Here is a 19,128-nt window from a genome sequence, read left to right as displayed (position 1 = left end):
AATCCGACAGGACGACAGGGACGAACAGGAGACGACGTGGGGACCGTAACGATCGGTGTGTCGATCGCGGTCCCGGAGCCTCACGGCAGCCTGCTCCAGGAGCGGCGCGCGGGCTTCGGCGACGCCGCGGCTCACGGGATCCCCACCCATGTCACCCTGCTGCCGCCCACAGAGGTCGCGGACACCGCGCTGACCGCCATCGAGGCGCACCTCACCGAGGTCGCCGCGGCGGGCCGGCCGTTCCCGATGAAGCTGTCCGGCACCGGCACCTTCCGCCCGCTGTCACCCGTCGTGTTCGTCCAGGTCGTCCAGGGCGCCGACGCCTGCACCTGGCTCCAGAAGCAGGTCCGTGACGCCTCGGGGCCGGTCGCGCGGGAACTCCAGTTCCCCTACCACCCGCACGTCACGGTCGCCCACGGCATCGACGAGGCGGCCATGGACCGCGCCTTCGAGGAGCTCGCGGACTTCGAGGCCGAGTGGCCGTGCACCGGCTTCGCGCTCTACGAGCAGGGCCCCGACGGGGTGTGGCGGAAGCTGCGAGAGTTCACCTTCGGTGGATCGGTGGTGCCGCCCCAAGCCGGCCATGTGGAGCGCGGCTCCCTGCCCACGAGCCAGCTGTAACTCCTGGTACAGGCGTTGTAACGGCAGTTCCACCAGCCATACCCGCAGTTACGCGGTTACAACGGCAGCCGCCGGACCACCGCCCGCGGCAGATGCCGCACCGCCGACATCACCACCCGCAGCGCCCCCGGTACCCACACCGTCTCCGAGCGCCGCCGCAGACCCAGCTCGATCGCGGTCGCGACGGCCTCCGGTGTGGTCGCGAGGGGTGCCTCCGCCAGACCGGCCGTCATCCTCGACCGTACGAACCCCGGGCGTACGACCATCACGTGCACGCCCGTGCCGTGCAGGGCGTCACCCAGCCCCTGCGCGAAGACGTCGAGGCCCGCCTTGCTGGAGCCATAGATGAAGTTGCCGCGGCGGGCGCGCTCGCCGGCCACGGAGGAGAGCACGACGAGCGAGCCATGCCCCTGGGACTGCAACGCGCGCGCGGACACCAGGCCGGCGGAGACGGCGCCCGTGTAGTTGGTCTGCGCCACCCGCACCGCGGCGACCGGCTCGCGCTCGTCGTGGGCCTGGTCGCCGAGGATCCCGAAGGCGAGCAGCACCATGTCGATGTCGCCCTCGGCGAACACCTTGCCGAGCACCGCCTCGTGGGACTCGGGGTCCAGGGCGTCGAAGGCGACGGTGCGGACCTCGGCCCCCAGGGCGCGCAGTTCCGCGGCGGCCGACTCCAGGCCGGGGGAGGGGCGCCCCGCCAGCCACACCGTGCGGGTGCGCCGCACGACGAGACGGCGGACGGTGGCCAGCGCGATCTCGGAGGTACCGCCGAGGACGAGCAGGGACTGGGGGATGCCGAAGGCGTCCTTCACGAGCAGCTCCTTGGGAGGGCCTGGGATGTTCAGGGGACTCAGCGGGGTCAGCGGGCTCAGCGGGGTCAGCGGGCTCAGCGGACTCAGAGCGTGAGGCGGCGGGACAGGTCGGAGGTGAACACCCCGCGCGGATCCAGCTCCGCGCGCAGCGCGCGGAAGTCGTCGAGGCGCGGGTACATCGCGGCGAGCAGGTCCGGCCGCAGACGGGAGTCCTTGGCGAGGTAGACCCGCCCGCCGGCCGCGGCGACCTCCTCGTCCAGCTCGTCGAGGAGAGGGGCGAGGCCCGGCAGACCTGCCGGGAGGTCCAGGGCCAGGCTCCAGCCGGGCACCGGGAAGGAGAGCCATCCGGGGTCGGCGTCCCCGAACCTCTTGAGGACGGCGAGGAAAGACGGGCACCGCTGTCCGGAGACCCGCCGCACGATCCGGCGCAAGGCCTCCTCCTGGCCGTGTCCGACCACGAACTGGTACTGCAAGAGGCCGGCGCGGCCGTAGATCCGGTTCCAGTGCGGCACGCCGTCCAGGGGGTGGAAGAAGGCGGAGATCCGCTGCAGCCGGCCGGTACGCGCGCGGGGCGCCTTCCGGTACCGGAGCTCGTTGAACAGCCCCACGGTCGTGCGGTTGACGAGTCCCTCGGGGAGGAACGCCGGCGGGGCCGGGAAGCGCGGGGGCCGGAAGGCCAGCGGGTCTCTACGCGCACGCGTGCCCCCGGCGAGCAGTCCCGGCGTCCGCAGCGCCTCCAGCGGCGCGTGGTCGCCCCGGGTCAGCACCGCCCGCCCGGTCGCGCTCCCGCGGGCCAGCAGGTCGATCCAGGCGACCGAATAGCGGTAACCGCGATCGCCGGTCGTGAGACGGACCATCAGATCGTCGAGGTCCCGCGCGCGTTCCGTGTCGACCGACATCAGTGAGGTCTCGACCGGCTGGAACTGGACCGTCGCGGTGAGGATCATCCCGGTCAGGCCCATGCCGCCGGTGGTCGCGTCGAACAGGGAGGTGCCGCGGCGCACGGTGCGGATCTCGCCGTCCGCGGTGAGGAGTTCGAACGACAGCACATGGCGGGAGAAGGAGCCGGACACATGGTGGTTCCTGCCGTGGACGTCCGTGCCGATCGCGCCGCCGACCGTGACGTAGCGGGTGCCGGGGGTCACCGGCACGAACCAGCCGAGGGGCAGCAGCACCTGCATGAGCCGGTGCAGGGAGACGCCCGCGTCGCACAGCACGGTGCCGCCCTCGGCGTCGATGGCGTGGACGCGGTTCAGGGCGGTCATGTCGAACACCACGCCGCCTGCGTTCTGGGCCGCGTCCCCGTAGGCCCGCCCCAGGCCCCTGGGGATGCCGCCACGGGCCCCACAACCCCGGACGGCGGCCACGGCCTCCTCGTAGCTCCGCAGGCGGATCGGACGGGCCGCGGTGGGGGCGGTGCGGCCCCATCCCGTGACGGGAACGGTGTCGGCAGACATGCCGGTGACCGTATCGCCGCTATAGCGGCAATTCGCTCGTAAACCTCACAACCTTCCCCGAGATGGGTGATTAGTGGGATGTCGCTCTATATTGCCGGAGTTCCGGCCGTGGGAACGGCCCCTGCCGCGTACGGCGGGCCGACACCCCTTACCCAGCCCGTGGTAGCCGACCGCCCCCTCAACCGCGCGGCACGCGCCACACTCCCGCGTTTTCGGGGTACTCACACATCGGTCTTCCACCCGGAGGGCAAGATCCGATCATGGACTGGCTGAAGAGACTCCCCGTCGTCGGGCCCCTGTGGGTGCGCCTGACGGCCACGCACGCGTGGCGGTCGTACGAACGGCTGGACCGGGTGAAGTGGACCCGGCTGGCCGCCGCGATGACGTTCACCAGCTTCGTCGCGCTGTTCCCGCTGCTCACCGTGGCCGCCGCGATCGCCGCCGCCACCCTCAGCACGAAGCAGCAGAACGACCTCCAGAACAAGATCGCCGACCAGGTGCCCGGCATCTCCGACCAGCTGAACATCGACGACCTGGTGCAGAACGCCGGCACCGTCGGCCTCATCGCCGCGGCCGCCCTGCTGTTCACCGGCATCAACTGGGCCGGCTCGATGCGCGAGTGCCTGCGCGCGGTGTGGGAGCTGCCCGACGACGACGAGAACGCGGTCCTGCGCAAGGGCAAGGACCTGGGCATCCTGCTCGGGCTCGGCGGCGCCGTCCTGGTCACGCTCGCCATCTCCACCGTCGCCTCCGCGCTGGTCGACCGGATCGGCGGGGAACTCGGCCTCCAGGAGGGCAGCGCGGGCCGGGTCCTGCTGCGGATCGCCGCGTTCGGCATCGCCGTACTCGCCGACTTCCTGCTCCTGCTGTACGTCCTGACCCTGCTGCCCGGCGTCGAGCCGAGGCGCCGCCGGCTGTTCGTCGCCGCGCTGACCGGCGCGGTCGGCTTCGAGCTGCTGAAACTGCTGCTGAGCGGCTATATGCAGGGCGTGGCGACGAAGAGCATGTACGGCGCGTTCGGCGTCCCCGTCGCCCTGCTGCTGTGGATCAACTTCACGGCGAAACTGGTGCTGTTCTGCGCCGCGTGGACGGCGACGGGGAGCAAGGAGCAGGAGCTCACGGACGGGACGAGCGACGCCGTACCAGATCCGGCAACGGCCAGCGGCGGTTGACGAGGAACGCGGCGCCTGCGAGCAGCACGAGCAGGCCGCCGGCGATCGCGAAGGCGGTCCCCATGCCGCGGGAGCCGCCGTCGGCCGTGGCGGACGCGACGGGCTTCGCCGAGGCCCCCGGACCCGCGGACTGACCGGAGCCGCCGGAACCGCCGCCCGCCTGACCGGAGGTCCCCGACTGCGCGGCGCCCTTCGGAGGCACCAGCTCACCCACCGGTTGCACCTTGCCGGCCGCCTTGAAGCCCCAGTCGAAGAGCTTCGCGGTCTCCTTGTAGACCTCGTTGTGCTCTTCCTTCGACGGGTTCATGACCGTGACGAGCAGCACCCTGCCATTGCGCTCGGCGACACCGGTGAAGGTGGCGCCGGCGTTGGTGGTGTTGCCGTTCTTCACACCTGCGATGCCCTGGTACTGCGAGATGTCGTAGTCGCCGCTCAGCAGCCGGTTGGTGTTCTGGATCTCGAAGGGCTTGCGGACGGCCTTGCCCTTCTTGTCCTTCTCCGTCTCGCCAGGGAACTTCGCGGTGACCGTCGAGCAGTACTCGCGGAAGTCCTTCTTCTGCAGCCCGGAGCGGGCGAACAGCGTCAGGTCGTAGGCGGAGGAGACCTGGCCGGGGGCGTCGTAGCCGTCGGGGCTGACCACGTGCGTGTCGAGGGCCTGGAGCTCCTCGGCGTGCTCGTTCATCTCCGTGACGGTCTTGGCGACGCCCTTGTTCATCGCGGACAGGACGTGCACCGCGTCGTTGCCGGAGCGAAGGAAGACACCGAGCCACAGGTCGTGGACCGTGTACGTCTCGCCCTCCTTTATCCCGACCAGGCTGGAGCCGGCGCCCATGCCCGCGAGATCGGAGGGGACGACCTTGTGTGTCTCGGCCTTGGCGAACTTCGGCAGCAAGGTGTCCGCGAAGAGCATCTTCATGGTGCTCGCGGGGGGCAGCCGCCAGTGCGCGTTGTGCGCGGCGAGCACGTCGCCGGACTCGGCGTCGGTGACGATCCACGACCGCGCGGTGATGTCCTTCGGCAGCACCGGGACCCCGCTCGCCAGATTGACCTGGGTGCCCGCCCGGCCGAGCCGTGAGCCGCCCACGGTCGACATGCGGGCCGGCGGAGTGGCCGAGGGACTGGCGCTCGGTGACGGGCCGGGGGCCGCGAGGGCGACGGGCGCGGTCAGCGCGAGGGACGACAGGGCGGCGGCGGAGGTGACCAGCAGGGATCGCCCGGCGGTCTTCTTGTGGGGTGCGGACACGCTCAGGAACGTACATGGCGCGCAGGGCGAAGTCCCGCGGCCCGCTCCACCCCGGCGGTGGAACCGGACAGAGGCCCGCGATACTGGACCCATGAAGCTCAGCCGCCCCGTCTCCTGGTTCCTGCTCGCCTTCGGGGTGTGGAGCTGGATCATCTGGATCACTTTCGTCAAGAACCTCGTCAAGGACGCCAGCGGGCTCGCGTTCGACGACGCGGGCGACCCGACGGGGTACTTCTGGGTGCACCTGCTGCTGGCCGTCGTCTCCTTCGTACTGGGGACGGTCGTCGGGCTCATCGGGTTGCGTGGAGTGCGCGCACTGCGCCGGAACTCACAGCCGACCCCGGAGAGTTAGCAGAGCGTGGTCATCGTCTTCGCACTGCTCGCCCTGACCGTCCTGGTGACGGCGAACTGGTACCTGTGGCGCCGCCTGTTCCGTGACACCACGGGCGGCCCAGGACGGGTCCGCCGCTCCGGCGCGGCGCTCATCGGGGGCGGCTGGGCACTGGCGATCGCCGCCCTGGTCGCGGAGCGCACCGGCGCACCCTTCTGGCTGCAGCGCGTGCTCGCGTGGCCCGGCTTCCTGTGGCTCGCGCTGTCGATCTACCTGCTGCTCGCGGTCGTGGCGGGAGAGCTCGTACGGCCCCTGCTGCGCCGCTTCCTCGAACACCGGGACCGGCGCGGCAAGCGGGCCGTGGCCGCCGTACCGCATCGCGAGCGGGTGCCGGCGGGGGCGCCGGCCGAGAAGCCGCACCACGCCGTGAGTCCGCCCGAGAAGCCAAGAGCCGAGGAGCCAGGAGCCGAGGAGTCAGGAGCCGAGGAACCAGGAGCCGAGGAGCCCGGCCCGCCCGCCCTCGTCACCGCCCCCGCCCCCTCCCGTCGCCTCTTCGTCTCCCGGGTGGTCGCCGGAGCCGCCGCCGCGGCCGCCGTGGGGACCGTCGGATACGGCACCTACGGTGTCCTGCGCGGCCCCGGGGTCAAGCGGGTCACCGTGCCGCTGGCGAAGCTCCCGCGCGCGGCGCACGGCTACCGGATCGCGGTGGTCAGCGACATCCACCTGAGCCCGGTGCTCGGCCGCGGTTTCGCCCAGAAGGTCGTCGACACCATCAACTCCACCCGGCCCGACCTGATCGCCGTCGTCGGTGACCTGGTCGACGGCAGCGTGAAGGACCTCGGCCCGGCGGCCGCCCCTCTCGCCCGTCTCGAGGCACGGCACGGCTCGTTCTTCGTCACGGGCAACCACGAGTACTTCTCCGGCGCCGAGCAGTGGGTCGAGGAGGTACGACGGCTCGGCCTGCGCCCGCTGGAGAACGACCGCACGGAACTGGCCTGGTTCGACCTCGCCGGCGTCAACGACATCGCCGGCGAGAGCGAGGGCCAGGGCCCCGACTTCGCCAAGGCCCTCGGCGACCGGGACACGGCACGCGCGTGCGTGCTCCTCGCCCACCAGCCGGTCCAGATCCATGACGCGGTCGACCACGGCGTCGACCTCCAGCTCTCCGGCCACACCCACGGCGGCCAGCTCTGGCCCGGCAACCTCCTCGCGAAGGCGGCGAACCCCACGGTGGCCGGCCTGGAGCGCTACGGCGACACACAGCTCTACGTCAGCCGAGGCGCTGGCGCCTGGGGCCCGCCCACGCGCGTGGGTGCCCCCTCGGACATCACGGTGATCGAACTCGCGTCGAAGCAGGCCTGAACGGCGTCCGGGACGATCTTCGTGGGGAGAGGCTGTGAGAGCACCGTGAAACATGGCCGAAACTGCTCGCGGTAACGTCTTGCCCAACTCGACAAATCCCTCTTCCCCCAGGTGAAACACCTGTGCTTAGGTGATTCGCGCCACTAGGGGGTGGCACGTGCATGGGGACCCACAGGGGTCCGGGGAGGGCAAACCGATGCGGTCGGTTCGCACGCGGGTTCTCGCGACGCTGCTCGTTCTGGGTGTTGTGGGAGTAGGCGGCTGGCAGTTGCTCCCGTCCGGGGGGAGCGTGGGCAGGACGATCAAGGTGGGGACGACCGACGAAGTCACCTCACTCGACCCGGCCGGCGCCTACGACGCCGGTTCGTGGGCGCTGTTCAACAACGTTTTCCAGTCGCTGCTGGCCTTCGAGCCGGGCAGTGTCACACCCGTCCCCGACGCGGCCGAGAGCTGTGACTTCGTGGGCAGCGACCTGCGGACGTACCGCTGTGTGCTGCGTGAGGGTCTGGAGTTCCCGAGCGGCCGCGAGATGACCGCGAAGGACGTCAAGTACTCCTTCGACCGGGTCAAGAAGATCAACTCGGACGTCGGTCCTGCCACCCTGCTGGACACCTTGGAGTCGGTCGGCGCCAGCGGCCGTACGGTCACCTTCCGGCTGTCCTCGCCCGACGCCACCTTCCCGTTCAAGGTGGCCACCGGCGCCGGCGCCATAGTCGACAGCACCAAGTACCCCGCGGGCTCCCTGCGCACCGACAGCGGCGTGGACGGCAGCGGGCCGTACGAGCTGACGTCGTACACGAAGGGCAAGAAAGCGGTCCTCACGCCCAACGGCAGCTACAAGGGCGAGATCAAGAGCACCGGCCGCCCGGTCGAACTCGACTACTACGGCGACTCGAACAAGCTGAGCGCCGCCTGGAAGGCCAAGCGGCTCGACGTCGCCTACCGCCAGCTGCCGCCGAACGTCCTCGCCGGACTCAACCCGAGCGACCCCGGCCAGCGCGTCTCGGAGGCCGACAGCTCCGAGGTCCGCAACCTCTACCTCAACACCCGCACGGGCAAGCCGCTGCACGACGTCAAGGTGCGTCAGGCCATGGCCTGGCTGATCAACCGCGAGCAGCTGGCCGCCTCGGTGTACGAGGGGACCGTCGACCCGCTCTACTCGCTGATCCCGGCCGGCATCACCGGCCACACCACGTCCTTCTTCGACACCTACCCGGAGCCGAGCGTCAAGAAGGCGCGCGCCCTGCTCACCGAGGCCGGTGTGACCACCCCGGTCAGCTTCACCTACGGCTACGGCCTGACCAGCGGTTCCGCCGCCGCGGAGGCCAAGGAGCTCAAGAAGCAGCTGGAGGCGAGCGGCCTCTTCAAGGTGACGCTCAAGGGCTACGAGTGGACCGACTTCCAAAAGCGCTGGGCCACCGGAAAGCTGGACGCCTACGCCGTCGGCTGGGTGGCCGACTACCCCGACCCGGACACCTACGGCTCCCCGCTGGTCGGTACCGACGGCACCATGAACACCGGCTACAGCAGCAACCAGGTCGACCACCTGATTCAGGACAGCCAGCGCTTCGCCGACCGCGGCGAGGCCGAGCAGGACTTCCGCGACGTCCAGGCGTCGGTCGCCCACGATGTCCCGGTCATCCCCCTCTGGCAGGCCAAGGACTACGTCGTGACCAGTGAGGACGTCGGCGGCGGACAGTACCTCTCGGACGGCACGGGTGTCTTCCGGCTCTGGCGCCTCAACTGGATCTGACCTCGCCCGGCACCGGGTCCGGGACCATCCGGCCGACTGGGCGGACGTACGCCTGAAGTCACTGCCCCGCACACGCGCGTACCGGCAGGGTGACCGTCACGGCCAGCCCCTTGCCCGGGGCCGTGGCCACCTCCACCTCGCCGCCGTGGGCCCGGACCACACCCTGCACGATCGCCAGGCCAAGGCCGCTGCCCGCCCCGCCGCCGACCCGGAAGAACCGGTCGAAGACGCGGGCCGCGTCGTCCGCGGCCAGCCCCGGACCCTCGTCCGCGACACACAGCCGTACGACCCCGTCCGCCCGCTCCACCCCCAGCCGCACCGGCACCTCGGCGGGCGTGTGCGTGCGTACGTTGCCCATCAGGTTGCCCAGGACCTGTCTGAGCCCGGACTCGTCGGCCCGCACCAGCAGGGAGCCCTCGGCGGCGACCTCGACGGGCCGGTCGGGCTGCTGCACCCGCAGGTCGTCGGCCGCCTCCCGCACCAGCCGGCTCAGGTCGACGTTCCTGAACCGCAGTTCGGGCTGCTGGTCGAGGCGGGCGAGGGTGAGCAGCTCGTCCACGAGCCGCCCCATGCGGTCCGTCTCCGCGAGGACCCGGGTCCAGGCCCGCTTTCGCTCGTCCGGGTCGGAGAGCATGCCCTTGTCGTACAGCTGGAGGTAGCCGCGTATCGCGGACAGCGGGGTGCGCAGCTCGTGCGAGGCGTCGGCGACGAAGCTGCGCAGCTGGGCCGCGCTGCGCTCGCGCGTGCGGTACGCCGACTCGACCTGGTGGAGCATGGAGTTGAGGGCGACCCGCAGCTGCTCGACCTCCAGGGTGGCCTCGCAGCTGGAGGGGATGCGCCGGGTCAGATCGCCCTCGGCGATCGCCGACGAGGTCTCCACCATGTCCTCCAGCGGCCGCATCCGGCGCCGGACGCTGAACATCGTCAGACAGGCCAGCAGCGCGAGCAGCAGGCTGCCGATCGCGAGGTCGAGCCGGACGGCCTTGGCGACGCCCTGGTGCAGGACGTCGGTGGGCGCGGCGAGCAGCGCGTACGTGCCGTCGCCGAGCCGGGCCGCCGTGGCGCGGTAGGTGGAGCCGTCCAGGGTGACGTCGTGCGGCTCGGAGTCGGCGGTGAGCGCGCGTGGGTCGCCCACCGCCTTCGCCAGGTCCCGCTGGGACTCACTCGGATCGAAGCCTAGGATCCCGATCGGCTCACCCTGGCTGTCGACGGCCGCGAAGACGGTCCCCGCCGAGCGCTCCTTGTCCTCCTGCGCGGGGATGAGCCGGTCGCGGACGAAGCTCAGCATGCTCAGCGAGTCGATCTCCCGCAGCGTGAGCTCCGAACCGCCCAAGGAGTCCCGGGTCTTGATGAGCTGGCTGTCGATCTGGTCGAGCAGGTAGTACCGCATGCCCATCACGCTCACGGCGGTCGCCGCGACGATGCCGATCGCGAGCAGCGCCACATTGGCCAGCGTCAGCTTGCCGCGCAGGGAGTGGATGCCGTGTCGGCGACGAGGCAGGCGGAACGTCATGCGAGCCCGTATCCGACACCCCGCCGGGTGGTGATCACCGGCGGGCCCAGGGCGTCCAGCTTGCGCCGCAGATAGCTGATGTAGGTCTCGACGACGGTCGACTCGGGCGGGGTGTGCTCGTACTGCCAGACGTGGCGCAGGAGTTGCTCCTTGGGGACGATCCGGCCGCCGTTGCGCACCAGGAAGCGCAGCAGCGCGTACTCGGTGGGGGTGAGCTGGACCGTGCGGCCGTCGCGGTGCACCGAGTACGTCGTCTCGTCCAGCTCCAGGTCGCCGTAGCGCAGGGGCGGCCGCTGCGGCAGGACGTCGGCCGGGCGGGTGCGGCGCAGGACGGCGGTGATCCTGGCGACGACCTCGTCGATGTTGAACGGCTTGGTGATGTAGTCGTCGCCGAAGCCGAGGGCGCCGACGATCTCGGCGGGGGAGTCCCGTGCGGTGAGGAAGACCAGGGCCAGGTCGGGCCGCCGCTCGCGCAGTTCACGGCCGAGGGCGCGGCCGTCGCCGTCGGGCAGCATGACGTCCAGCAGGGCCGCGTCCGGGCGGGTGCGGTCGGTGAGCGCGAGCGCCTCGCGGACGGAGCCCGCGACCATCACCTCGAACCGGTGGTAGCGCAGGGCGATGGCGAGGACGTCGGCGATGCTCTCCTCGTCCTCCACCACCAGCACGGTCCCCGGACTCTTCGTCTCTCCCCCAGTCATGCCCCCAGTATCGGCCGGGCCACTGACAGTCGGGCCGGTTCGCCCTTTGGAGTTCCTTGAGAGTCATGGGTGTCTCATGTCCACGCGTGTGTGCCGCTGCCGATCCTGTTCCACAGGACCTGGGGGACCTACCGACTACTGAGGAGAGTTGAGCGTGGCGGCATTGGCACGTTGGTGCTACCAGCACCGGCTGGTGGTCCTGTTGCTATGGGTGGGGGCGTTGTTCGGGCTGGGCTTCTCGGCCTCGACGGCGGGCACGAACTACGCGAATGTGTTCTCCCTGCCGGACACGGACTCCAAGAGCGCGTACGACCTGATGGAGAAGGCCTTCCCGAACACCTCCGGCGACACCGACACGGTGGTCTGGAAGGTCGACGAGGGCTCCGTGCGGGACCAGGCGGTGCGGGACCGGATACGGCCCGTCCTGGACGACATCGCGAAGATGCACGGCGTCGGGGCCGTGACCAGTCCCTATGACGCTCGGGGGGCCGCGCAGGTCAGCAAAGACGGCACCATCGCGTACGCCCAGGTGACCTTCGTCAAGCGGGCCAACGAGGTGCCCAAGGAACTCGTCCAGGACGTCCTCGACACCGCGCAGGGGGCCGACCGGGCCGGTCTCCAGGTGGAACTGGGCGGCCAGGCGATCCAGCGGGTGCAGGAGCCGCCGCAGGGGCTGTCGGAGGGGGTCGGCATCGTCGCGGCCGCCATTGTGCTGTTCCTCGCGTTCGGCTCGTTCTTCGCCATGACGCTGCCGATCGCGATCGCCGTCTTCGGCGTGGGCACGGGCCTGTTCGCCACCCAGCTGCTCAGCCACACCACCGACGTCCCCGACATCGCCCCGCTGCTCGCCTCCCTGATCGGGCTCGGCGTCGGCATCGACTACGCCCTGTTCATCGTCACCCGGCACCGCAAGGGCATCCAGCGGGGCCTAGACCCCGAAGAGGCGGCGGTCACCGCCCTCAACACCTCGGGCCGGGCGGTGCTGTTCGCGGGCGGCACGGTCTGCATCGCATTGGCCGGCATGCTGGTGACGCGACTGCGCTTCTTGGACGGCGTGGTGATCGGCACCTCGCTGACCGTGGTGCTGAGCGTCCTGGCCGCCACGACCCTCCTGCCGGCTCTGCTCGGCTTCCTCGGCCCGCGGGTGCTCAGCCGCCGCCAGCGGCGCAGGCTGGCCGCCCAGGGGCCGGAGCCCGAGGGCGCCTCGGGTCTCGCCGCCCGCTGGTCGACGGCCGTCCAGAAGCGTCCCCGCAGGACCGCCGCGCTCGCCCTGGTCTTCATGGCCGTGCTGGCCGTTCCCGTGCTGTCGCTCCGCCTCGGTGCCACCGACCAGGGCAACGACGACGCCTCGACGACCACCAGGAAGGCGTACGACCTGCTCGCCGAGGGCTTCGGACCGGGCTTCAACGGACCGCTCCAGGTGGTCACCGAGGGCGGCGAGACGAGCGCCCTGGTCAAGGGCCTCCAGGACACGCCCGGGGTCGCGCGGGTGGCCGCGCTGCCGCCCGCACAGGGCGTCACCGTGATCCAGGTCGTGCCGACGACCTCACCGCAGTCCGTGCGGACGGACCGGCTCATCGACCGGCTCAGGGACGACGTCATCCCCGCGGCCGGGGTGGAGGCGCACGTCGGAGGAGTGACGGCCGTCTCGAAGGACTTCTCGACCGTCACGGGCGACCGTCTGCCGCTGTTCATCGCGACGATCATCGGACTCGGCTTCCTGCTCCTGCTGGTCGCCTTCCGCTCGCTGGTGGTGCCGCTGACGGCCGCGCTGATGAACCTGATCGCCGCCGCGGCCTCCTTCGGTGTCCTGGTCGCGATCTTCCAGTGGGGCTGGGGCCTGGAACTGCTCGGTCTCGGCAAGGAGGGCCCGATCAACGCCTTCCTGCCGGTCATCATGCTGTCCCTGCTGTTCGGACTCTCGATGGACTACCAGGTCTTCCTGGTGAGCCGTATGCACGAGGAGTGGGTGCACACGCGCGACAACGCGCGCGCGGTACGCGTCGGCCTCGCGGAGACCAGCCGGGTCATCAACTCCGCCGCCCTGATCATGGTCTGCGTGTTCATGGCGTTCGTCCTCAGCGGTGACTCGGGCGCGGCCATGGCGGGCGTCGGGCTCGCCGCCGCGGTCGCCCTGGATGCCTTCATCCTGCGCACGGCCCTGGTACCGGCCGCGATGCATCTGCTCGGCGACTCCAACTGGTGGCTGCCCAAGGGGCTGGAGAAGCGGCTGCCGCACCTGGCGGTTGAGCCGAAGGAGGAGGCGGCGCCTTCGGCCGAGGCCCGCGCAGGCGGGTCGGCATCGGCCGTCCACGGCTTCGTCCGTACGGCGGACGGGGAACCCGTGGCGGGCGCGGCCGTCACCCTGCTGTCGGGCGGGGGCCGTCAGCTGGACCGGGTGGAGTCACTGGCCGACGGCTCGTACATCGTCTCGGTCCCGGCGCCGGGGAAGTATCTCCTGGCGACCACGGCCCCGACGTACGGCTCGCGCGCGCGGCACGTCGACGTGGGGGAGGGGCCACTGGTGTACGACGTCGAACTGGTCGAGGGGGAGGTCGACGCCGTCAACTGACGTGACTACGCCTTCCTGCCGGGGTCCGGCATCACCTTCGTCATCCCCGGCAGGAAGTCCGTGAACAGCTCGTGCACCTCCCGTACGAGCGGCCGCAGCACCCGGAACCGGGCCAGCGACACGCCCCTCGCGGTGAGCCGGGCGCCGCGTTCGGCGAGCCGGTAACTGCGCTCACGGCCCTCCGTGCGGTCGAAGATCCAGTACAGGACGAGCCCCATCTGGGACAGCCACATCAACTCGGGGAGGATGTCCCGCAGTTCCTCGGGCACCTTGGTCCTCGTCGCGCCCCGCAGCACCTCCCGGTGCACGGCGATCGCCTCCACGCGCGCGTGCTCCGACTCGGGCGAGAAGGGACTGAGCGGGCTGTCGGGATCGGCGGCGTTCTTGAAGAACTGCACCGCGAACTCGTGATACGGCTGCGCGATGTCCAGCCAGACCTTCAGAACCCCCGCGAGGCGGGCCTCCAGGTCGCTCTCCCGGGCCAGGACCTCCCGGACCGCCACCTGGTGCTCGGCGGCGATCCGGTCGTAGAAGCCCTGGATCAGGTGTTCCTTGCCGGCGAAGTAGTAGTACGCGTTGCCGACGGAGACGCCGGCCTCCTGGGCGATGGCCCGCATGGTGGTCTTGTCGTACCCCCGCTCCTGGAACAGCCGCATGGCGGTCTCCAGGATCAGCGCGCGCGTCTGTTCGGACTTGCTCGTCTGCTCGGACTTGCTGGGGGCAGCGCCCTCGTCGGGGCCGTCGTTGTTCGCAGGCACGGGAAGAGAGCCTAACCAGTGGCGCAGCCGCCGCCGTCGCACCCTGGTGCGGCGGGGACCCAGCCCCGGCCGGGGACGTACGTCCAGCCGTCCGCCCGGCGGTACACCGTGCCGTCCCACCGGCCCTCCTGCCGCTGTGCGCCCCGCCACTTGGCGGCGGCGAGCACCGCGCCCCTCGCGAGCCGCGCCCCGGAGGGGGTGCTGAGCCGGTGGGCGAGCGGCCGGTGCTCGCGCAGCGCCCACAGGGTCACGATCCAGGCGGCGGTGTCGCGGTAGACCTGCCCGGCGTCGCCGACGACGGTGATCTCCTCCAGGGTGGCGCGGTGATCGAGCCCGGGATACCTCCGCCGGGCCTCCTCCGACCCGGCCGGCACCATCTCCAGCGGCACCAGCTGCGGCTGCCGTACGAGCCAGTCGCGCAGGAAGGCGCACAGTGAGCAGTCGGCGTCGTACAGGACGGTGAGCCGGCGGACCGGGGTGCGGTCCGCCGACGTACCGCGGTTCATGCCTGGACCCAGTCCTGCGGCGCGACCGGCGGCACCTGCTCCCGCTCCATGGCACCCCGCCTGCGGATCCGGTTGAGGACGTACACATTGGCCAGGTGCATCACGCCGAGGACCAGCAGCACCACGCCCAGCTTGGTGGACAGGGCCTCGAAGACACCGCGCGTGTCCTCGATCGTGCCGTCGCCACTGAGGTACAGCGCGACGAACCCGAGGTTCACGAGGTAGAAGCCGACCACCAGGAGGTGGTTGACGGCCTCGGCGAGCTTCTCGTTGCCGCGCAGCACGTCGGCGAGGAAGATCCGTCCGTTCCTGCTGAGCGTGCGGGCCACCCAGACGGTCAGGGCGATGCTGACGACGAGGTAGATGACGTAGGCGACGACCGTGCGGTCCATGCGCCTCCCCCTTCTTGAACGCGTTCAAAACGCTGACAGGGGAGACAGTAGACCTCCTTTTGAACGTGTTCAACTGGCTGGCGAAGAGGTCTGCGTCACGTGCACGCGTGCCGCGCCTCAGCGCGCCGGCCGAGCTCCGGGCGCTTGGTGTAATCGGTGAACCCGAGGACGTTCCCCCAGGGATCGGCGATCTCGACGGTCCAGCCGGTGACCACGGAGAAGGGCTCGTCGAGCGGTTCGACGCCGGCCGCGCGCAGCTCCCGGGCGGTGATCTTGGCGTCCGGCACCTCCAGCCACACGCGCGTGGCGGGCCACGGCGGCGGCCGGTGGCCCAGTCCCTCCTCCTGTCGGAGCAGGATCCCGGGGGTCTCGCCGCCGACCTTCAGCAGGGCGATCCCTGCCTCGTCGAGCCGGAAGCCCACCGTGAAGCCCGCGCGCTCGTAGAAGGAGACGGCCTCGCCGACGTTCCCGACGGGCAGCAGCACGTTGTCGAAACCGAGCAGTTCGTACGACTCGTCATCTGACATGTCGTCAGATTAAGCCGGAGGTGGCGGAACGGGCTTCTGCGACGCGGTGTCCGTCGGGCATGATGACCCGGCTGATTGTCGTCTTTTTTTGCGGGTCCTCCCGCTTCGGTCCCCAGGAGCAGTCCCCCTTGAGCGAACAGCAGGGTCACGAACAGCAGGACCCCAAGCAGGGCCCCCAGCCGGGGTACCAGCAGCCCGGCCCCCAGCCGGGGTACCAGCAACAGGGCCCCCAGCCGGGATACCAGCAGCCGGGTCCCGAGTCGGGGTACCAGCAGCCGGGCTACCCGCCTCCCGGATTCCCGCCGCCGGGCTACTACCCACCCCCGGGGACGTACACCGGAGACCCCAACGCCCCCTACGGCTACGACCCGTACGGGCGGCCGTACTCCGACAAGTCGAAGGTCATCGCGGGCATCCTCCAGCTCACCCTCGGCGGCTTCGGCGTCGGACGCTTCTACCTGGGCAACGTCGGGATGGGCCTCGCCCAGCTCTTCACCTGCGGCGGCCTCGGCGTCTGGTCGCTGATCGACGGGATCCTCCTGCTCACCGGGAACGACCACACCGATGAACACGGCCGGATCCTCCGGAGCTAGGGCGCAGGTGACCGAGACCTCGGTGCCTCCGCGGCGCTCCCTGCTCCGCCACCCCGCGACGGCACCCTCGGCGGTGCTCGTCGCGGGAGCCGTCGGTGCCGTGTACCTCTATCGCACCGACCCGCACGAGCCCGGCCACGTCCTGCCGCAATGCCCGTTCCGCATGCTCACCGGCCTGCTGTGCCCGGCATGCGGCGGCACCCGCATGGTGTACGACCTGATGCACGGCCACTTCACCGAGGCCTGGCTGGACAACCGGGCGCTGCTGCTCGCCTCGCCGTACGCCCTGGTCCTGCTGGGCCGCTGGGCGTGGGCGGGCCTGCACGGCCGCCGCTGGAGGCCCACGCTGAGCCCCCGGGCCCAGGTGGCCGTCCTCGCGGTGGCCGTGGCCTGGACGGTGGCCCGCAACATCGCCCAGTAGGGCTTCGTCAGGTGTCTGCGTTGGCGCTGATCAAGAGCGTGTTGGATAGCTGTACAAGCATGAAGTGAACCGATTACGGGCGGCGTTGGGGCTGTTCGTGGCGGATGTGTTCGCCTCGCTGCCGGACCTGCTGCGGTGCTGGAGCGGCACCTGCACCACCTGCTGGCCGCCCCCTCACCAGCAGCAGACCCAGAATCTGACGAAGCACTACTAGCTGGTCCAAATGTCTTTGACACCGTTGACGGTGAGCGTCCCCTGGATCCACCAGGCATCGCTGGAGTAGCGAACGGTCTGCCCGTAACACCCGCGAGTGAAGCCGGGGTTGAGAGTGGAGGTGAAGCACTCTCCCGCGCTGCCGTAGCTGCTTCTGACGGAGCCCCCGATGGTGATCGCCGTGCTTGCCGCGTTCTGGACGATCACGACGACCTGGGCATCGTTGTTCGCGTTGGTGACTTCGCACACCTTCCAGTTGACGTGGTCGGACACCGAGTGATGCTTGTACGCAGTGCAGAACCAGTCCGAGCTGCCCGTGTTCACGGTCTGCCAGTACGGTGCCGCATCGGCGGGCACCGCACCGAAAGCAAGCGCGCCGGCGGCTGCGGCAGCCACGGCCAGGGCCTTCAAACGCATGGGATGTCCTTCTCTCTCACATCCCGCCCTGTGATGTCGGAGCGGGTCGACCGCGCGACCGACACCTCCGGGCTGCGCTTGATCGAGAATGCCCCCAGTACATCCGACTGTCGTTGTCAGTCGGTCCACACTTCGTTGGCGTTGCGTCTACACCGTTCGGAGCCGGAACTCCCTGGGCGACTGCCCGTGGACGGCGCGGAAGGCGCGAGTGAAGTCGGAGGCGCGGGAGAAGCCCCAGCGGGCGGCGATGGCGTGGATGGGCGTGCCGTGCAGCGAAGGGTCCGCCAGATCGCGGCGGGCGCCCTCCAGCCGCCGCTTGCGAATCCAGGCCGCCACTGTCTCTCCCTGCGACCGCTGCTGGAAGATCCGGTGGAGGTAGCTGAGAGAGATGTGGTGAGCGGCGGCGATCACGGGTGGCGTCAGTTCCGGATCGTGCAGGTTCTGCCGGATGAACGCCAGGATGCGTTCCACCGTGACCTTCTGGCGGGTCTCCGGAGACAACGCCGCCTCCGTGTCCATCAGTTGCGCGAACCACGCCGCCAGCAGGTCGAGCACGACCGTGCCCAGGCGCCGGGCGTCGGCCGGCTGGAGCGTCTCCGCCTGACGGGCCAGACCGACCAGGAACTCCGCCAGCAACGCCCCCACGCCCTCCTGTCCCGGCAGACCCTGGCCCAGCAACTCGTGGACCCGATGGGGTGGCAGGGGCAGCAGCGCCTTGGGGAAGTCCACCCCCACTCCCTTGACGGCACGGCGCTCACGGTCGTCCGTCGGCCCGAGGTCGTAAGGCCGCGAGCTTTCCACCAGGTGCAGGTCATGTGGGCCGAACCTGCTGTTCCGCCCGGCGTGTTCGAGACCGAGCTCTCCGTCGAGCAGCAGCGACAGGTGATACAGCTCGGGGTCGGACCGGCGCACCATTTCAGGGCTCCGCCGAAAACGCGTCGGCAGGAACGACATCCGCATCACGGTCACCGGCCCCAGTTCCAGCAGCCGTATATCACCCCAGAAGTCCGCGGCGTGGGCACTGACGCTCTCGCTGGAGCGGGTCCGACCGACCAGTTCCCGCCATCGGTCGAACCTCTCCTCCGCCGGCCAGTCCTCGCTGCGGAAGCTGGTCCCGATCATTTCCGTCCCCACTCCGATCCCGCCGGGCGCTCCCACCGACACACGTGCGTGCTGAGATCGTCCTCGGTTGCCTCGCCAGCATTCTGACCCGCGAGACGGGTTCGGAGAAGTACAGGATCGTCATACGAGGCCCTGGCCCTGATCCGCCGGACAGGCCCTGGTCCGCCGGACAGGCCCTGATCCGCCGGACAGGCCCTGGTCCGCCGCCGTCCGGGGCCCGTTGTCAGTGCCGGCTCGTACTGTCGTCGGCATGGGAATCGTGATGGTCGTCGACGAGACGACGAGCGGGAGCCGTAGCGACGGCTGGGGCCTGGAGATCGCCGAGGAGCGGCTCGCCGTGCGCGAGGTGATCCGCCGCCGGGTCTTCCAGGAGGTCGCCGAGTACAACGCGCGCACGCCCGCCGTCTTCCAGGGCCTGGTCCAGCCCGCCGACACCGAACGCGTGCTGAACGGCTACGCGTTGCGCACGCCCCGCCGCATAGACCCCGAGACCCAGACCGAGCTCGCCCTCAAGGCCTTCATGGGCAACGGCTTCCTGGTGCTGGTCGGCGACCGTCAGGTGACCGAACTCGACGAGGAGATCGACCTCGTGCTCGGCACCGAGGTGACGTTCCTGAAGCTCGTCCCGCTGGTGGGTGGCTGACC

Annotated in this window: 21 protein-coding genes; 10 read left to right on the top strand and 11 right to left on the bottom strand. The window is 70.5% G+C overall.

All coding sequences use genetic code 11. The features are described 5' to 3' along the window. Positions 1 to 36 precede the first annotated feature (36 nt). Positions 37 to 621: a 2'-5' RNA ligase family protein gene (locus D1369_RS15390; protein ID WP_007384216.1), complete on the top strand. Its 585-nt coding sequence runs from the start codon at positions 37 to 39 to the stop codon at positions 619 to 621. A 56-nt stretch (positions 622 to 677) separates the two neighbouring features. Here the strand turns inward: D1369_RS15390 and D1369_RS15385 are convergent, their stop codons facing one another. Both D1369_RS15385 and D1369_RS15380 read right to left on the bottom strand, forming a co-directional pair. Then, positions 678 to 1,433, bottom strand: coding sequence for a decaprenylphospho-beta-D-erythro-pentofuranosid-2-ulose 2-reductase (locus D1369_RS15385; RefSeq protein ID WP_007384217.1), 756 nt, complete (start codon positions 1,431 to 1,433; stop codon positions 678 to 680). A gap of 83 nt (positions 1,434 to 1,516) precedes the next feature. Beyond that, positions 1,517 to 2,890, bottom strand: a complete 1,374-nt coding sequence (locus D1369_RS15380; RefSeq protein WP_007384218.1) for an FAD-binding oxidoreductase — start codon at positions 2,888 to 2,890, stop codon at positions 1,517 to 1,519. A gap of 260 nt (positions 2,891 to 3,150) precedes the next feature. Here D1369_RS15380 and D1369_RS15375 point away from each other — a divergent pair, with 260 nt between their 5' ends. Further along, on the top strand, positions 3,151 to 4,062 hold the full coding sequence (locus tag D1369_RS15375) for a YihY/virulence factor BrkB family protein (protein WP_007384219.1): 912 nt from the start codon (positions 3,151 to 3,153) through the stop codon (positions 4,060 to 4,062). Here the strand turns inward: D1369_RS15375 and D1369_RS15370 are convergent. Continuing rightward, complete coding sequence (locus tag D1369_RS15370; RefSeq protein WP_037901214.1) at positions 4,007 to 5,305, bottom strand: D-alanyl-D-alanine carboxypeptidase; 1,299 nt, start codon at positions 5,303 to 5,305, stop codon at positions 4,007 to 4,009. The two genes, D1369_RS15375 and D1369_RS15370, sit on opposite strands and share 56 nt — an antisense overlap. Before the next feature lie 91 nt (positions 5,306 to 5,396). On the opposite strand from D1369_RS15370, the gene D1369_RS43840 reads away from it, so the two are divergent. From D1369_RS43840 to D1369_RS15355, 3 genes are all read left to right on the top strand, one after another. Next, positions 5,397 to 5,657, top strand: coding sequence for a hypothetical protein (locus D1369_RS43840; protein WP_007384221.1), 261 nt, complete (start codon positions 5,397 to 5,399; stop codon positions 5,655 to 5,657). A 6-nt stretch (positions 5,658 to 5,663) separates the two neighbouring features. Beyond that, a complete protein-coding gene (locus D1369_RS15360; RefSeq protein ID WP_037901215.1) occupies positions 5,664 to 6,998 on the top strand; it encodes a metallophosphoesterase in 1,335 nt (444 codons plus the stop codon). 196 nt (positions 6,999 to 7,194) lie between these two features. Next, complete coding sequence (locus D1369_RS15355) at positions 7,195 to 8,751, top strand: ABC transporter substrate-binding protein (protein ID WP_007384223.1); 1,557 nt, start codon at positions 7,195 to 7,197, stop codon at positions 8,749 to 8,751. A 58-nt stretch (positions 8,752 to 8,809) separates the two neighbouring features. Here the strand turns inward: D1369_RS15355 and D1369_RS15350 are convergent, their stop codons facing one another. Both D1369_RS15350 and D1369_RS15345 read right to left on the bottom strand, forming a co-directional pair. Continuing rightward, positions 8,810 to 10,264: a HAMP domain-containing sensor histidine kinase gene (locus D1369_RS15350; RefSeq protein ID WP_007384224.1), complete on the bottom strand. Its 1,455-nt coding sequence runs from the start codon at positions 10,262 to 10,264 to the stop codon at positions 8,810 to 8,812. Then, entirely contained in the window at positions 10,261 to 10,962 is a 702-nt protein-coding gene (locus D1369_RS15345; RefSeq protein WP_007384225.1) for a response regulator transcription factor, read from the bottom strand. The genes D1369_RS15350 and D1369_RS15345 overlap by 4 nt, the downstream gene beginning before the upstream one ends. A 163-nt stretch (positions 10,963 to 11,125) precedes the next feature. Between D1369_RS15345 and D1369_RS15340 the strand changes: the two genes are divergently transcribed. Continuing rightward, a complete protein-coding gene (locus D1369_RS15340; protein WP_037901216.1) occupies positions 11,126 to 13,534 on the top strand; it encodes an MMPL family transporter in 2,409 nt (802 codons plus the stop codon). A gap of 5 nt (positions 13,535 to 13,539) precedes the next feature. Here D1369_RS15340 and D1369_RS15335 read toward each other — a convergent pair whose 3' ends face one another. The 4 genes from D1369_RS15335 to D1369_RS15320 all read right to left on the bottom strand — a co-directional run bounded on the left by D1369_RS15335 (position 13,540) and on the right by D1369_RS15320 (position 15,717). After that, positions 13,540 to 14,292, bottom strand: coding sequence for a TetR family transcriptional regulator (locus D1369_RS15335; RefSeq protein ID WP_007384227.1), 753 nt, complete (start codon positions 14,290 to 14,292; stop codon positions 13,540 to 13,542). An 11-nt stretch (positions 14,293 to 14,303) separates the two neighbouring features. Then, positions 14,304 to 14,798 carry a DCC1-like thiol-disulfide oxidoreductase family protein gene (locus D1369_RS15330; RefSeq protein ID WP_037901217.1) on the bottom strand — a complete coding sequence of 165 codons (495 nt, stop codon included), beginning with the start codon at positions 14,796 to 14,798 and terminating at the stop codon, positions 14,304 to 14,306. Beyond that, positions 14,795 to 15,190 carry a hypothetical protein gene (locus D1369_RS15325; RefSeq protein ID WP_007384229.1) on the bottom strand — a complete coding sequence of 132 codons (396 nt, stop codon included), beginning with the start codon at positions 15,188 to 15,190 and terminating at the stop codon, positions 14,795 to 14,797. Before D1369_RS15325 ends, D1369_RS15330 begins: the two co-directional genes overlap by 4 nt. A 95-nt stretch (positions 15,191 to 15,285) precedes the next feature. After that, complete coding sequence (locus tag D1369_RS15320; RefSeq protein WP_007384230.1) at positions 15,286 to 15,717, bottom strand: VOC family protein; 432 nt, start codon at positions 15,715 to 15,717, stop codon at positions 15,286 to 15,288. Positions 15,718 to 15,845: 128 nt separating this feature from the next. Here D1369_RS15320 and D1369_RS15315 point away from each other — a divergent pair, with 128 nt between their 5' ends. The 3 genes from D1369_RS15315 to D1369_RS42940 all read left to right on the top strand — a co-directional run bounded on the left by D1369_RS15315 (position 15,846) and on the right by D1369_RS42940 (position 16,945). After that, on the top strand, positions 15,846 to 16,310 hold the full coding sequence (locus D1369_RS15315) for a TM2 domain-containing protein (protein ID WP_007384231.1): 465 nt from the start codon (positions 15,846 to 15,848) through the stop codon (positions 16,308 to 16,310). A gap of 7 nt (positions 16,311 to 16,317) precedes the next feature. Next, entirely contained in the window at positions 16,318 to 16,731 is a 414-nt protein-coding gene (locus tag D1369_RS15310) for a DUF2752 domain-containing protein (RefSeq protein WP_007384232.1), read from the top strand. A gap of 64 nt (positions 16,732 to 16,795) precedes the next feature. After that, entirely contained in the window at positions 16,796 to 16,945 is a 150-nt protein-coding gene (locus D1369_RS42940) for a hypothetical protein (RefSeq protein ID WP_158680154.1), read from the top strand. Here D1369_RS42940 and D1369_RS15305 read toward each other — a convergent pair. Continuing rightward, positions 16,942 to 17,361 carry a hypothetical protein gene (locus D1369_RS15305; RefSeq protein ID WP_007384233.1) on the bottom strand — a complete coding sequence of 140 codons (420 nt, stop codon included), beginning with the start codon at positions 17,359 to 17,361 and terminating at the stop codon, positions 16,942 to 16,944. The two genes, D1369_RS42940 and D1369_RS15305, sit on opposite strands and share 4 nt — an antisense overlap. A gap of 147 nt (positions 17,362 to 17,508) precedes the next feature. After that, the gene (locus tag D1369_RS15300) at positions 17,509 to 18,483 is read right to left on the bottom strand and encodes a helix-turn-helix domain-containing protein (protein WP_037901219.1); all 975 of its coding nucleotides are present in this window, start codon (positions 18,481 to 18,483) and stop codon (positions 17,509 to 17,511) included. 250 nt (positions 18,484 to 18,733) lie between these two features. On the opposite strand from D1369_RS15300, the gene D1369_RS15295 reads away from it, so the two are divergent. After that, positions 18,734 to 19,126, top strand: a complete 393-nt coding sequence (locus D1369_RS15295) for a hypothetical protein (RefSeq protein WP_037901220.1) — start codon at positions 18,734 to 18,736, stop codon at positions 19,124 to 19,126. The last annotated feature ends 2 nt before the right edge of the window (positions 19,127 to 19,128 follow it).

The organism is Streptomyces sp. CC0208 (assembly GCF_003443735.1).
In the GTDB taxonomy this organism is placed as follows: Bacteria; Actinomycetota; Actinomycetes; order Streptomycetales; family Streptomycetaceae; genus Streptomyces; species Streptomyces sviceus.
The sequence above is the reverse complement of the archived record's forward strand: the minus strand, read 5'-3'. Positions and strand labels throughout refer to the sequence as shown.